The sequence below is a fragment of the Citrobacter sp. Cpo065 genome, assembly GCF_030332805.1.
In the GTDB taxonomy this organism is placed as follows: Bacteria; Pseudomonadota; Gammaproteobacteria; order Enterobacterales; family Enterobacteriaceae; genus Citrobacter; species Citrobacter portucalensis.
The window spans coordinates 250,769-264,366 of the sequence record NZ_JAOWHC010000035.1 but is presented as its reverse complement, the minus strand read 5'-3'; the positions used below and the strand labels follow the sequence as shown (position 1 = coordinate 264,366).

The 13,598-nt window shown below is 54.8% G+C and carries 13 protein-coding genes; 2 read left to right on the top strand and 11 right to left on the bottom strand.

The genetic code is table 11. The features are described 5' to 3' along the window. Position 1: 1 nt before the first annotated feature. The 9 genes from pmrD to OGY68_RS21780 form a co-directional block, all read right to left on the bottom strand. Positions 2–265, bottom strand: a complete 264-nt coding sequence (pmrD, locus tag OGY68_RS21820; RefSeq protein WP_008785336.1) for a signal transduction protein PmrD — start codon at positions 263–265, stop codon at positions 2–4. Positions 266–360: 95 nt separating this feature from the next. Continuing rightward, positions 361–1,785, bottom strand: a complete 1,425-nt coding sequence (gene menE / locus OGY68_RS21815; protein ID WP_502873532.1) for an o-succinylbenzoate--CoA ligase — start codon at positions 1,783–1,785, stop codon at positions 361–363. After that, on the bottom strand, positions 1,782–2,744 hold the full coding sequence (menC, locus tag OGY68_RS21810) for an o-succinylbenzoate synthase (RefSeq protein ID WP_032944069.1): 963 nt from the start codon (positions 2,742–2,744) through the stop codon (positions 1,782–1,784). Before menC ends, menE begins: the two co-directional genes overlap by 4 nt. Continuing rightward, positions 2,744–3,601: a 1,4-dihydroxy-2-naphthoyl-CoA synthase gene (gene menB, locus OGY68_RS21805; RefSeq protein WP_003027671.1), complete on the bottom strand. Its 858-nt coding sequence runs from the start codon at positions 3,599–3,601 to the stop codon at positions 2,744–2,746. Before menB ends, menC begins: the two co-directional genes overlap by 1 nt. A gap of 14 nt (positions 3,602–3,615) precedes the next feature. Further along, the gene (menH, locus tag OGY68_RS21800) at positions 3,616–4,374 is read right to left on the bottom strand and encodes a 2-succinyl-6-hydroxy-2,4-cyclohexadiene-1-carboxylate synthase (RefSeq protein WP_032944071.1); all 759 of its coding nucleotides are present in this window, start codon (positions 4,372–4,374) and stop codon (positions 3,616–3,618) included. Further along, positions 4,371–6,041 (bottom strand): 2-succinyl-5-enolpyruvyl-6-hydroxy-3-cyclohexene-1-carboxylic-acid synthase, encoded by a 1,671-nt coding sequence (menD, locus tag OGY68_RS21795; RefSeq protein WP_057066388.1) that lies wholly within the window; start codon positions 6,039–6,041, stop codon positions 4,371–4,373. Before menD ends, menH begins: the two co-directional genes overlap by 4 nt. An 87-nt stretch (positions 6,042–6,128) precedes the next feature. Beyond that, positions 6,129–7,427 carry an isochorismate synthase MenF gene (gene menF, locus OGY68_RS21790; protein WP_057066387.1) on the bottom strand — a complete coding sequence of 433 codons (1,299 nt, stop codon included), beginning with the start codon at positions 7,425–7,427 and terminating at the stop codon, positions 6,129–6,131. Between the two features lie 104 nt (positions 7,428–7,531). After that, positions 7,532–7,837, bottom strand: a complete 306-nt coding sequence (gene elaB, locus OGY68_RS21785; RefSeq protein WP_057066386.1) for a stress response protein ElaB — start codon at positions 7,835–7,837, stop codon at positions 7,532–7,534. Between the two features lie 63 nt (positions 7,838–7,900). Beyond that, positions 7,901–8,362, bottom strand: coding sequence for a GNAT family N-acetyltransferase (locus OGY68_RS21780; protein WP_008785342.1), 462 nt, complete (start codon positions 8,360–8,362; stop codon positions 7,901–7,903). 67 nt (positions 8,363–8,429) lie between these two features. Between OGY68_RS21780 and rbn the strand changes: the two genes are divergently transcribed. Continuing rightward, positions 8,430–9,347 carry a ribonuclease BN gene (rbn, locus tag OGY68_RS21775; protein ID WP_286579911.1) on the top strand — a complete coding sequence of 306 codons (918 nt, stop codon included), beginning with the start codon at positions 8,430–8,432 and terminating at the stop codon, positions 9,345–9,347. 64 nt (positions 9,348–9,411) lie between these two features. Next, positions 9,412–10,416, top strand: coding sequence for a chemotaxis protein (locus OGY68_RS21770; RefSeq protein ID WP_032944079.1), 1,005 nt, complete (start codon positions 9,412–9,414; stop codon positions 10,414–10,416). A 58-nt stretch (positions 10,417–10,474) separates the two neighbouring features. Here OGY68_RS21770 and nuoN read toward each other — a convergent pair whose 3' ends face one another. Together nuoN and nuoM are read right to left on the bottom strand one after the other, a co-directional pair. After that, positions 10,475–11,932: an NADH-quinone oxidoreductase subunit NuoN gene (gene nuoN / locus OGY68_RS21765; protein ID WP_003027689.1), complete on the bottom strand. Its 1,458-nt coding sequence runs from the start codon at positions 11,930–11,932 to the stop codon at positions 10,475–10,477. A 6-nt stretch (positions 11,933–11,938) separates the two neighbouring features. Next, complete coding sequence (gene nuoM / locus OGY68_RS21760) at positions 11,939–13,468, bottom strand: NADH-quinone oxidoreductase subunit M (protein WP_003027692.1); 1,530 nt, start codon at positions 13,466–13,468, stop codon at positions 11,939–11,941. Positions 13,469–13,598: the final 130 nt, after the last annotated feature.

Sequence of the window (13,598 nt, the reverse complement as noted above, 5' to 3'; positions counted from 1 at the left end):
ATTATTTATCTTTAGACAGTCGTAACAGACGTTCCCATTCATCACAAATGTACTGTCTGGCATCAATGATCTTAATCACCCGAGATGTATCGCGGTTAATACAATACTGAGCATCCTTCAGCGGCGAAAGAAGATCGCCGGGCTTAATCCGCTCAGATGATTGCGCCTGGGCAAGCATCTTGAGCGAACCACCGCTATCGCAAAGTACGATATAGAGCCTCCCTGCTTTTTTGTGACAGCAGGTCTTCTTCACATGCCATTCCATAGCGCACCTATTGTTAATAAATTTCACAATAGGTTACACATTAGCTCATAAACAAAAGGACAATAGCTGCGGAATGACAATAACGAGAAATACTATTAATGTTTTCTTAATGTTAATGATGAAGCACTTACCCAATCCAATAACGCACGGCGCGAAATTTTAATTCCTCCTGCTTTGAGCTCGGGCGGCAATGTTAGCCAACAAATCGGCTGCTGAAAGCGGGCTAGCTTATCTTTTACCCACTCTTCGAGATTAGTTTCTCCAGCATTAGCGTCATACTCAATGACAGCCACTGGGCGATGTCCAAACTCTTTGTCTTCTATCGGCACAATGAAGGCTTGTAGAACATGCGGATGAGCTGCAATCACGCGTTCCACTTCTTCCGGCTGTATACCTTCCCCGCCGCTAAAAAACAGATTATCCATACGACCGACAATCGTTAACTTGCCGTCCTTCAGCACGCCGCGATCGCGGGTTGCAAACCAGCCTTCCGCGTTCACTAAAGGAATAAGCTGTCCGTTACGCCAGTAACCTTGCGCCATGCTGGCAGCCCGTAACCAGACTTCATCATCAACGATTCTGACTTCTCTGCCCACCAGAGGGGAACCCACATCTGCCAGACCATCCGCCTCTTTCGCACAGACCGTAGAAGCGAATTCCGTCAGTCCATAACCGCACCAGCAGCGAATCCCCTGCTCGTGCGCCTGCTCCGTCAACTCAACAGGAATAGCCGCGCCGCCCAGCAGCACCGCTTTGAGCGTGACCGGCGTTTTATTGACCAACAAGCGCCACAACTGTGTAGGGACCAACGAGGCATGGGTGCAGCCGACCAGCATTTTCTCCAGCGGCTGCTTGTCGCGCACGGTCATTCGCGCTCCGGCGAACAACCAGCGCCACAAAATACCCTGGCCAGAAACATGAAACAGCGGCAGCGAGAGCAGCCAGTCATCCTCAGCGCCAAACGGCATTAATGACAGAACACCCTGCGCGCTTGCCAGATGCGCCTGACAGGTATGAACAGCCGCTTTTGGCAATCCGGTAGAACCTGAAGTTAACGTCATCGTGCTCAAACGTTCAGGCAACCACGCCTCAGCGTGATCGCCTGGCAACGACTGCATCTGTAACGGACTGAGTTCCAGAAGTGCGATAGCGGCCTCCAGATCCAGCGCAAAACGTAGCGTTAAGTCCGGGATAAGCGCATCAAGCAGCGGCTGAGGCAACTGTGGGTTCACAGGTAAAACCCGCGCCCCACATTGCAGCAGCGCGAGCCAGGCCAGCAAAGCGCGCGGATGATTCCAGGCGCGAAGCAGAACACCATCGCCCTCTTCCACGCCCTGAGCGGCAAAACCGCAGGCCAGATGATCTACACGTGTGCAGAGATCGCTCCAGCTTAATACCTCATCGTTGAGGCGTAAGGCTGGCGCCTTCGCACGAACCTGTTGCCAGTGACGCCAAGGCCAGTCACTGAACTGCACCAGGCCCGATAAGCTCACGCTATCGGGCATTTCCTGCTGGGTCATAGCAGACGTTCCAGCGCATCAACGTCGATACACGGCAACGTGCTACCCGGCCAAGTGCGTACCTGCTGGCACTGCATCAGACTCAGGGTATCCAGACCCGGAATGGTCTGCGGCGTTAACCAGGCGGCAATTCTCGCCAGCTGGGTTAAGCCCAGACTCGACTCGATTGACGAACTGATAACGGCAGTAAGACCAAGCGCATGCGCCGCAGCCACCTGTTCACGGACTTTATCGAGACTGCCGGTCAGCGTAGGTTTGATAACCACGGCCCTGACGCCTTCTTCGGCTTCGAAGGTGAAATCCGCTTCCCGCAAACTTTCATCCCAGGCGATGGCAATGCCGGTTTCACGCGCGAAGGCACGAGAATCATCGCGGGTTTTGCACGGCTCTTCGAGGAAGGCAATGCGTCCACGATATTCTGGATTAACGTATTTCGCGAACTGCTGTGCTTTCAACGGCGTCCAGGCCCGGTTGGCGTCAAGTCGCAAATGCAGCTCCGGGATCGCCTCAAGCAGCAGATTGGCTACCATGCCGTCGCGGACCGCTTCATACAGACCGACCTTGATCTTCGCCACTTTTTCGCCCGGCATATCCGCCAGTTGTAGCACCAGATCGTCAGGATCGCCCGTGCACAGCGGCGCAGCACGATAGTCCGCGTCCTGTGGCAATACGCCAGCCAGTTCGGCCAGCGCACAGCTTACGCCAAAGGCGACCGAAGGCAGTTGCGGTAAGGAGTCATCCCCTTGCAACCAGCCTTTTACCCAGGCCAGCAGCTCGGTTTGTGCCTCTTCCCAGCTTTCCTGACTGAAGCCCGGCAGTGGGGAAATTTCTCCCCACCCTTCACGCTCGCCGTCACAAAGACAAACGTACAGCCCGTCACGCGTTTTTAACCGCCTGTCGCGCAGAATCACCCCCGCGTCCATGGGGATCTGCCAGCGGTATACCTGCGCGCTACGCATTACGGATTCCGTTTGAATTTGCTGAAATCAGGCTGACGTTTCTGGTTAAAGGCGTTACGGCCTTCCTGACCTTCTTCCGTCATGTAGAACAACATAGTAGCGTTACCTGCCAGCTCCTGCAGACCAGCCTGACCATCACAGTCGGCGTTCAGTGCGGCTTTCAGGCAGCGCAGCGCCATTGGGCTGTTTTGCAGCATTTCACGGCACCAGCGTACGGTCTCTTTTTCCAGATCCGCCAGCGGAACCACGGTGTTGACCAGACCCATATCCAGCGCCTGTTTCGCATCGTACTGACGGCACAGGAACCAGATTTCACGCGCTTTTTTCTGACCGACGATGCGCGCCATGTAGGAAGCGCCCCAACCGCCGTCGAAAGAACCGACTTTCGGGCCGGTCTGACCAAAGATGGCGTTTTCAGCCGCAATGGTCAGGTCACACATCATGTGCAGCACATGGCCACCGCCAATGGAGAAACCTGCAACCATCGCTACTACCGGTTTCGGACAGGTACGAATCTGGCGCTGGAAGTCCAGTACGTTCAGGTGATGCACACCGGAGTCATCCTGGTATCCGCCGTAGTCCCCACGCACTTTCTGATCGCCGCCTGCGCAGAACGCTTTGTCGCCAGCACCAGTCAGAATAATTACGCCGATGTTGTCATCATAGCGGGCATCTGCCAGCGCCTGGATCATCTCTTTCACGGTGACCGGACGGAAGGCATTGCGTACCTGTGGACGATTAATGGTGATTTTTGCGATACCGTCGGTGGATTTCTCGTAAAGAATGTCGGTATAGCCTTCAGAGCAATCGTGCCATTCTACCGGTGCGTAAAGCATTGTTTCATCAGGATAGATCATAAAATGTCCTATAGTCAGCGACGCAGAATCTGAGCCAGACAGTCCACTACGCCCGCGGGGTTGTCCCGATGCGCGTTGTGTCCGGCATTACGAATCACATGGTTTGGTACTAATATTTCCGCCGCCAGAGCGCGGAATTTATCGTCACGTTCACCACATAAATAATAAAACGGAAATGTGCGCGTCGTGAGTTGCGCACGTAAATCAGGCTGTACGGCAAGCGAGGTGGCCTCCAGCATTGCCGCCAGCGTTTGCCCATTATTCTGGCTACGCAGAGCGACCAGCGCCTCTCTTTGTGTCGCGTTCAGCGAGGAAAAAACGGGCTGTTGATACCAGTCATTAAACACCTCACGTAGCGGCTCTGCGCGAAAACGCGCAGCCCAGCGGCCATCCGAGAGACGACGCTGAACGCGCGCCTCCTCGCTTTGCAAGCCGGGATGTCCGCCTTCAACCACCAGACCACAAAGCCCTGGCATCTCCTGACTGGCCGCCATCATCGCGACTCTGCCGCCAAGAGAGTATCCCACCAACCAAAAGTTAAGTATGTTGTAACTAAGCAGGGTATTACGCAGCAAAACGCCGACATCATCGAACCCGCTCACGCCGATGTCAGCGGAGCCACCGTGTCCCGGCAGGTCGATGTATAGCCGCGAATAATCCTGAAATGCTTCGCCGACCGTCTGCCATTCCTGGCAATCGCCAGAGAAACCGTGCAGGAAAACCAGCCAGGGAAATCCCGTTTGGCCCTCTTTCGCCTGCGCATGCAGGATCATAGGTGACTTACCTGCGCCAGCAGTTGCTGCAAGGTTTGCGCCCCGTCAGTTTCGTTCACCACCAGCTCAATCACCGTGGCCGCAGGTGTACGCCACGCGTTAGTCAACGCGCTCTCCAACTGCTCCCAGTTTTCCGGGCGCTGGTATTTAAGGTTAAACATGGCGGCAGCATGCTCGAAATGTACGTTCTGCGGCATCAGATAGAACCGTTCGCGTTCGCTGGCTGGTGTCGGCAGCAGGGAAAAAATCTGCCCGCCGTTATTATTGACCACTATCAGGACAAACGGTGCAGAAACCTGGCGCAATAACGCCAGCGCATTCAGGTCATACAATGCAGATAAATCGCCAACAATCGCCAGCGTCGATTTCGCGCTGGCACGCTGTACACCAGCTGCCGTTGACAGCAGGCCGTCAATACCGCTCGCGCCACGGTTGCTATAGACCGGGTAACCAGCCGGAAGCTGCGACAGAGCATCAATCAGGCGTACCACCAGACTGTTACCCACGAACAGCTGCCCCTGCTCCGGCAAGTAGTCGCGGATACGGTGGGCTAATTGCGCTTCACCAAACGCCTCACGACGGGCTTCTACCGCCTGCCAGGCCTGTTGCGCCAGACGAGGGATCTCCATACACCAGGGCTGACGTTTCTCCGCCGGATGTAGCTCCAGCCAGTCGCCAACTTTCGCCACCAACCTGCGGCCGCGATGATGGGCCGGATCGAGGCGGCCTTCGATATTATCGACAATCCAGTATTCCTGCGGATCGCAGCTGGCCTGCCATTGCAGCAGACGTTTTCCAGTCAGGCTGCTACCAAGCTGCACCACAATCTGCGCCTGCTGCAATTCAGCTACAGCTTTCGCATTTCCCAGCCACAGGTCGGCGCACGGCAGCGGTTGTCCGGTTTGCGACAGAACATCGCCAATCAGCGGCCAGCCTAACGTCTGCGCCCACTGCGCAACCTTCTGACCTTCTTCCGCGCTCATGCGGCCCGCAATGACTACGCCGCGTTTTTGTCGCCAGAAAAACCAGTCGCGTTGTTTGTCGCTTTCCAGCCGACGCGCTTCTCGCAGCCAGGGCTTATCGTCCTGCCACCAGTCGCCGAGGCGCTGCTGCCAGGCAATCCCCGTTTCGTCCATATCGCCATACAGCGGTTCCGCAAACGGGCAATTGATATGAACCGCCCCGCTATGCAGGGCAGCTAACGCATTATCAATAGTGGACACCAGCCAGCTTGCCGGAATGTCCTGAGTCGGACGCGGTAAAGAGAGCGTTTGCGATGGATGCGAGGCAAACATTCCGGCCTGACGAATCGCCTGGTTCGCGCCACAGTCGATAAGCTCTGGCGGTCTGTCAGCGGTAAGTAAAATCAGTTTTTCACCGGTCAGGCCCGCCTCAATCAACGCGGGATATAAATTCGCCACCGCGGTACCGGACGTCACAATCACGGCGACAGGCTGACGGCTGACTTTTGCCAGACCTAAAGCCAGATGCCCAAGACCGCGCTCGTCAAAATGGGTGTGGTGGATGAATGCGGGGTTTTCCGCTGCCGCCAGCGTCAACGGTGTAGAACGAGAGCCAGGGGCAATGCAGACATGCCTGACGCCGTGGCGAGTGAGTGCTTCCAGAATGACCGCCGCCCAGCGTCGGTTAAATGCGCTTACTGACATGAGATTGTCCGGTATCAATATTGCGACACAGTATAGAGAATCGAATAAATGGATTTTTGATATGAATCGGAAATATACACGAAATCACTATCCTTCCATCTGTAACAAAGTACGTAACCCTGCCGCTTTATTGTCTATTTCTTGCCATTCCTGCTCAGGATCTGAGCCACGTACAATCCCTGCCCCGGCATACAGGCGTACCACGTTTGCGCTAATTTTCGCTGAACGCAATGACACACAAAACTCGCTTTGGCGCAAAGAAAGATAACCCGCTGAACCGGCATACCACTCGCGTTCAAAGGGTTCATTTTGCTGGATGAATTCACGCGCCAGCTCACGCGGAATACCGGCGACTGCCGCCGTGGGCTGAAGCTGCATCAGGCAAAGCGTATCGTCGGCCTGATTCAGTTCCGTCCAGATGCAACGGCGCAGGTGCTGCACTTTACGCAGCCTGAGCACCTGCGGTGGCAGCACATCGAGAGTTTGCGTACAGCCTTGCAGACGCTGGCAAATATCTTCGACCACCAGCATATTCTCGCGCTGGTTTTTATCATCTTTCATTAGCCAGTCGCCCAATTGCCAGGCCCGATGATCCTCAGGGTGATTGGCCACGGTTCCGGCCAGCGCCTCGGTGCGCAGCGCCGTATCACGTCGTCGATACAGACGTTCAGGAGAAGAGCCAAGAAAAGCGGTGTCGGCGGAGAATGCCATAAAGAAATGGTAGCAGTTCAGATTTAAGCGACGGCTGGAAGCCATCACGGCAGCGGCATTAACCGACTGAGAAAACTGTAAGTCGGTCGCCCGCGCCAGCACGACCTTATCGAGGTCTTCTCCTGCGATCGTTTGAGTGGCGAGTTTTATCAGGTCTATCCAGCCAGCTTTCTCCGGCCAGTGCTGTTCTCCCGTCAAATTCAAACGCAATGCAGGGAGCGGTTTTACGGGAGCAAGCGATGAGATGAAGGCGATCGCTTGTGCAGCGTCTTCACGTAGCGACACGTCGCTATAGAGATGTAAGCGTAAGCTCGCCACTCCGGCGCAACGTCGCCACTCCAGCCGCGGCAGCAGTAAATTGCCACGCTGAGGCTCAAAGGCATTCAGGCCCCAGATGCGCAGGTCGGGATGATTATCATGCTGATGTAAAAATTGCTGGGCTGATTCCAGCGAGGAAAATGCGGCGACGGCCCCTAATACGGCGGCTTCTTCATCGCCGTTACGCTGCTGCCAGTAAAACTGGGGCCAGACGGGTTGGCTGGCCAGCCATCCTAAAGCGTCAAACGCATCATTCAGTGGGAAAGGTATATCGTAAATACGAATTCCAGGTGCTGCTGGCATCTCTTGCGATAAATGACGCATCAGACTTTCCAGCGCAGTAGTGATTGAATGCACGCGGACCTCTCCCTGTTAAAAACCTCTCATTATACGGGGTACTGAGCAGAAAAAGCAGTACCCCCAGTTAGGGAGTACGTACAAATGCGATGACAGAACGGAATTTATCGCCGCGCTAACAATAATCCCATCACTAAACCGACTGTGGCGCCAACGCCGATTCCGCGCCAGGGTTTTTCGCGCACATAGTCATCCGCCCGACAAACAGCTTTTTTCGCACGGTAATAGTAGCTATCAGAAGCATGGCTGACGCGATTTCTCACCTCTTCTAACGCCCGCTCTGCCCGCGCTTTTAACTCAAGGTATTTTTGATCTGCTGGGTCGCCAGAAGAACGCAGCACCTCTTCCAGCGTTTCACTTAATAATTCCAGATCATCATCGATACGTGATTCATAAGAATGAAAAGACATTATATTCTCCCTTTCTATTGACGTACCCGCTAACTATAGACAACCTGGACTGATTGCGCCTGTTTACGCCTGATGTGCTTCCCGCGCCATTCCGACGTGTGGAATACCGTCTTCGTCATAGATATCCGTCACCGGAACAAAGCCAAAGCGTGCATAGAATGATTGCAGATGCGCCTGCGCGCCCAGATACAACGCCTTGTGTGGCCAGTGTTGCGCGCAGGATGCCAGCGTCTGGGCCATTAGCTGTTGCCCCAGTTTTTCACCACGCAGCGCTTCGCTTACAATCACCCGACCAATCACTACCGGCTCCAACTCGTCATCGCTTTTCAGAATCCTCGCATACGCCACCAACTCATCGTTATGCCAGCCCAGAATATGCCGATTCTCTCCAGCCAGGTCATCGCCATCCACATCCTGGTACGGACACTGTTGCTCAACTACAAACACCGCGCATCGTAGCTGAAGTAGTGCGTACAGTTGTTGGGTACTCAGCTTTGCATGGTGGAGATCTTGCCAGTGAATCATTGTCTGCCCCTATGTTGTGATAACCTGAACACCCTGCCTTATTGATGGCGAAAAGTGTAACGCAAAGATGGAATTACTATTTTTAGGCACGTCTGCGGGAGTCCCCACGCGCTCACGCAATGTAACGGCAATTTTACTGAATCTGCAACACCCGACTCAGGCGGGGCTGTGGCTTTTTGATTGCGGCGAAGGGACGCAGCATCAGATGCTCACCACGCCTTTCAATCCAGGAAAACTCGATCGTATTTTTATCAGCCATCTGCACGGCGATCACCTGTTTGGTTTACCGGGGCTACTGTGCAGTCGCTCAATGGCCGGCAATGTCCAGCCTCTGACGCTCTACGGGCCAAAAGGGTTGCGAGAGTTTACCGAAACCGCATTGCGTCTGAGCGGCTCCTGGACCGATTATCCGCTGGATATTGTAGAAATCACCGCGGGTGAGATTGTGGATGACGGCCTGCGAAAAGTAACGGCTTACCCGCTGGCGCATCCGCTGGAATGCTACGGTTTTCGCATTCAAGAGCACGACAAACCCGGTGCGCTTGACGCCAATGCCCTGAAGGCGGCAGACGTTAAAGCGGGCCCGTGGTTTCAGGATTTGAAAGCCGGAAAAACCATCGTGCTGGAGGATGGTCGAGCGATTAACGGTGCCGATTTTCTTTCCCCACCCACCAAGGGAAAATCAGTCGCTATTTTCGGTGACACAGGACCCTGCGCGTCCGCCATTGAACTGGCTCGAGGTGTAGATGTCATGGTACACGAAACCACGCTGGACGCTTCAATGGAGGAAAAAGCAAACAGTCGTGGGCACAGCTCGACCCGACAAGCCGCAAAGCTGGCGCTGGAGGCCGGAGTGGGACGCCTGATCATGACCCACGTTAGCTCACGTTACGATGAAAAAGGCTGTCAGCGATTACTCGAAGAGTGCAAAGCAATATTTCCAGACACGGAACTGGCTCACGATTTCGCCATTTTCACCGTTTAACGCTCTATTTTTCCGCCTCAGTGCCGATAACAGTGGAAAGGCTGGCTTTCACACTGAGGACAGGATGAACAATTTCCAGAAAGATATTGATGACAGGACAAACCTAACCCTGTCTAACCGTTTTGAACTGCTGCTGTTTCGCCTCGGCAAATCTGTTGAGGAGCAGAAATCAGAGCTGTTTGGCATCAACGTATTCAAACTGCGTGAAATCGTGCCGATGCCGACCTTTACGCGTCCGGCGGGTATGAAGGCCCCGTTACTGGGTATGGTTAATATTCGCGATCAGGTGATCCCGGTGATTGACCTGCCCGCCGTCGCGGGCTGTAAGCCAGAGACCGGACTCAACATCCTGTTGATCACAGAATATGCCCGCAGCGTCCAGGCGTTTGCTGTGGAGTCAGTGGAAAACATTATGCGCCTGGACTGGCAACAGGTGCATACCGCCGAGAAAGCCGTTAATGGTCGCTATATCACCAGTATCGCTTGCCTGGACGACAACAAAGAGACCAACAACCTGGCGTTGGTGCTCGACGTTGAGCAGATCCTGTACGACATCGTACCAGCGAACCACGACCTGCGCGCAACCGATCTGAAAACTAATAAATTCAACATCACGCCGGGTGCGGTGGCGATTGTGGCTGATGATTCCAAAGTGGCCCGCGCCATGTTGGAAAAAGGTCTAAACGCCATGGAGATCCCGCATCTGATGCATGTAACAGGTCAGGATGCGTGGGAAAAAATACAGCAGCTTTCCGCAGAAGCGCTGGCGGAGGGCAAGCCTGTCAGTGAGAAGATCGCTCTGGTTCTCACCGATCTCGAAATGCCGGAGATGGACGGTTTTACGCTTACCCGTAAGATAAAAACCGACGAACGTCTGAAGAAAATCCCGGTCGTTATCCACTCTTCGCTTTCCGGTAGCGCGAACGAAGATCACGTTCGCCGTGTAAAAGCGGATGGCTACGTGGCCAAATTCGAAGTCAATGAGCTTTCTTCAGTGATCCAGGAAGTGATGGATCGCACAGCGAAAGGCATCAGCGGTCCGCTGGTGAGCCGTCAGCTATTAAACTGACCGTATTTCACGCATAAAAAAACCCGCCAAGGCGGGTTTTTTCGTTTCTGCATTTCGTTTACATCAGCGGAGTCGCTAACTGCACAATGCTGATCAGCGGTTGCGGGTAAATACCCAGCACCAGTACCAGCAGAGCAGAAATCAGCACCACGATACCGCCCGCGCTGTACTGCCAGTTAGACGGCGCATCACGGTTCAGCTGCTGCGGTGCGCTCAGGTACAAGCTTACGGCAACGCGCAGGTAGTAGTACAAACCAATCGCAGAACCGACCACCACGGCGGCAACCAGCCACCACAGGTTAGCCTGCACACCGACGGCCAGTACATAGAACTTACCGATAAAGCCCAGCGTCATCGGGATACCTGCAAGAGACAGCATCATCACCGTCATCACTGCCGCGAGGATCGGACGATGCCAGAACAGACCACGGTAGGAGAACAGAGAGTCCGCATCCGGGCCGCGGTACGGGCTGGACATCAGGCTGACCACACCGAACGCGCCGAGGCTGCTGAACAGGTAACCGGCCAGGTAAACGCCAACTGCTTCCATCGACATCTCGCCGCTCTGCAGAGCAATAAGCGCCACCAGCAGGTAGCCGAGGTGAGAGATAGAAGAGTAACCGAGCAGACGTTTAATATTGGTCTGGCTCAGCGCCATCAGGTTACCGAAGATGATGGAAGCAAAGGCAATCACGCCCAGTACGATACGTACCGCTTCGCTATCTCCTACCGGTGCGTACAGGAACAGACGCATCACCACGCCGAAGATAGCGATTTTGCTCGCCGTCGCCAGGAAGGTGGAAACCGGAGCCGGAGCGCCCTGGTATACGTCTGGCGTCCACAGGTGGAACGGAACCAGCGAGAGTTTAAAGCCGAGGCCAACAATCATCAGACCGAAGCCCGCCAGCAGCAGCGGTTCGTGCAGCATGCCGTCGCCGAGGCTCTTACCGAGTGCAACAAACGACAGATTACCAGACTGCGCGTACACCAGCGCCATACCGAACAGCAGGAAGGAAGACGCTGCGGCAGACAGAATGGTGTATTTGATACTGGCTTCCAGCGAACGTTTCTGACGGAAGGCATAGCCAACCAGGCCAAACAGCGGCAGAGAGATCAGCTCAATACCAAGGAACAGCGCCGCCAGATGGTTAGCGTTAGCCAGCAGAATACCGCCAAGTGCGGCAATCAGCACCAACAGGTAGAACTCTTCCCGGTTGTCATCGTAGCCTTCCAGCCACGGGTAAGCGAAGGTACAGGTGGCAAGACTCGCCAGCAGCACCAGCCCGGTGTAGAGCATGGCGAAACCGTCAACCCGCATCAGCGGGGTGACGTCCATGGCGCCCGCCTGGCCAACAAACCAGAGCGAAACCAGCGCGGCGTTAAGCCCAATGACCGACAGCGTGGCATTGAGGAAGTGATTGCGTCGCCACGCAATGGAGAGCATCACAACCACCACCGTCAAGCCGACGATCAGCAGCGGTAGCAGCGCAATCAGGTGTTGTGGAGTTATTGTCATGGCGATTTACGGCCTTGTAGTAGTAACGGAATTAACAAACCACTGCTGGATGTTGCTCATCGCAGAATGCGAGGTATCCAGAATCGGCTGCGGATAGAAGCCAAGCAGTACCAGAAGCACGACCAGCAACAGGATGATAAACAGCTCACGCAGCGACATCCCTGGCAGTTCAACACTGGCAATCTGGCTCTTCGCTTTACCGAAGTAAGCGCGATGCAGCATCGCCAGCGAGTAAACAGAGGCAAACACCAGACCAAAGGTCGAGATCACGGTAATGACCGGAACCACCTGGTAGCTGCCGAACAGAATCATAAATTCGCCAACGAAGTTACCTGTACCCGGCATACCCAGCGTACACACTGCGAAGAACATCGACAGCGCAGGCAACCATTTCATTTTGCCCCACAGGCCGCCCATCATACGCATATCACGCGTGTGCAGACGTTCGTACAGCTGACCACACAGAATGAACAGACCGGCTGCGGACAGACCGTGCGCAATCATCTGGATAACAGCACCCTGGTACGCCAGCTGGCTGCCGGTGTAGATAGCAATCAGTACGAAGCCCATGTGCGATACGGAGGTGTAAGCGATCAGACGTTTGATATCGTACTGATTAAAGGCCATCCACGCGCCGTAGAAGATACCGATAACGCCCAGCCACATTGCGATAGGTGCAAACTCCGCCGACGCGTTCGGGAACAGCGGCAGAGAGAAGCGCAGCAGACCGTAAGCCGCGGTTTTCAGCAAAATCCCCGCCAGGTCAACGGAACCTGCGGTCGGCGCCTGGGAGTGCGCATCCGGCAACCACCCGTGCAGCGGAACCACCGGCATTTTCACCGCGAAGGCGATGAAGAAGCCCAGCATCAGCAGATATTCCACACCGTGGGACATCGGGGTATTCAGCAGCTCTTCATAGTTGAAGGTCCACACACCGGTCGCTTTATAGTGCACAAACACCAGCGCCAGGATGGCAATCAACATCACCAGACCACTCGCCTGGGTATAAATGAAGAACTTGGTCGCCGCCGTGATACGCGTTTTACCGTCAGAGGCTTTATGCCCCCACAACGCGATCAGGAAGTACATCGGCACCAGCATCATTTCCCAGAAGAAGAAGAACAGGAACATGTCGATGGCAAGGAACACGCCGATCACGCCGCCTAAGATCCACATCAGGTTCAGATGGAAGAAGCCCTGGTATTTTTCGATTTCATTCCAGGAGCAAAGTACCGCCAGAACACCGAGCAGACCGGTCAGCACTACCATCAGCAGCGACAGACCGTCGATAGCCAGATGAATAGAGATGCCAAAACGTGGGATCCACGGCAGGACAAATTCAGACTGCCACTGCGGAATGCCAGCGGATTGCGTCAGTGAATAGCCGCCCTGCAACCACAGTTGCAGGCCAAGCGCCAGCGTCAATCCCATGGTAATCAGCGCAATCCAGCGCGGCACCTTCACGCCAAAGCGTTCGGTCTGCCAGCACAGGAAGCCACCGATAAAGGGAATTAATATCAACCAGGGTAATAACATAGCTAAGTATGTCCCTTATATTTACTCCTGCTCAGGCTATCTCACTCGTCAGCCCAAATCCCGGCAGTGCTCGCAATCCTCACGTACTTCAGTACGCTCCGGTTGCTCTGCGCTGGCGGTCTCCGGTCTG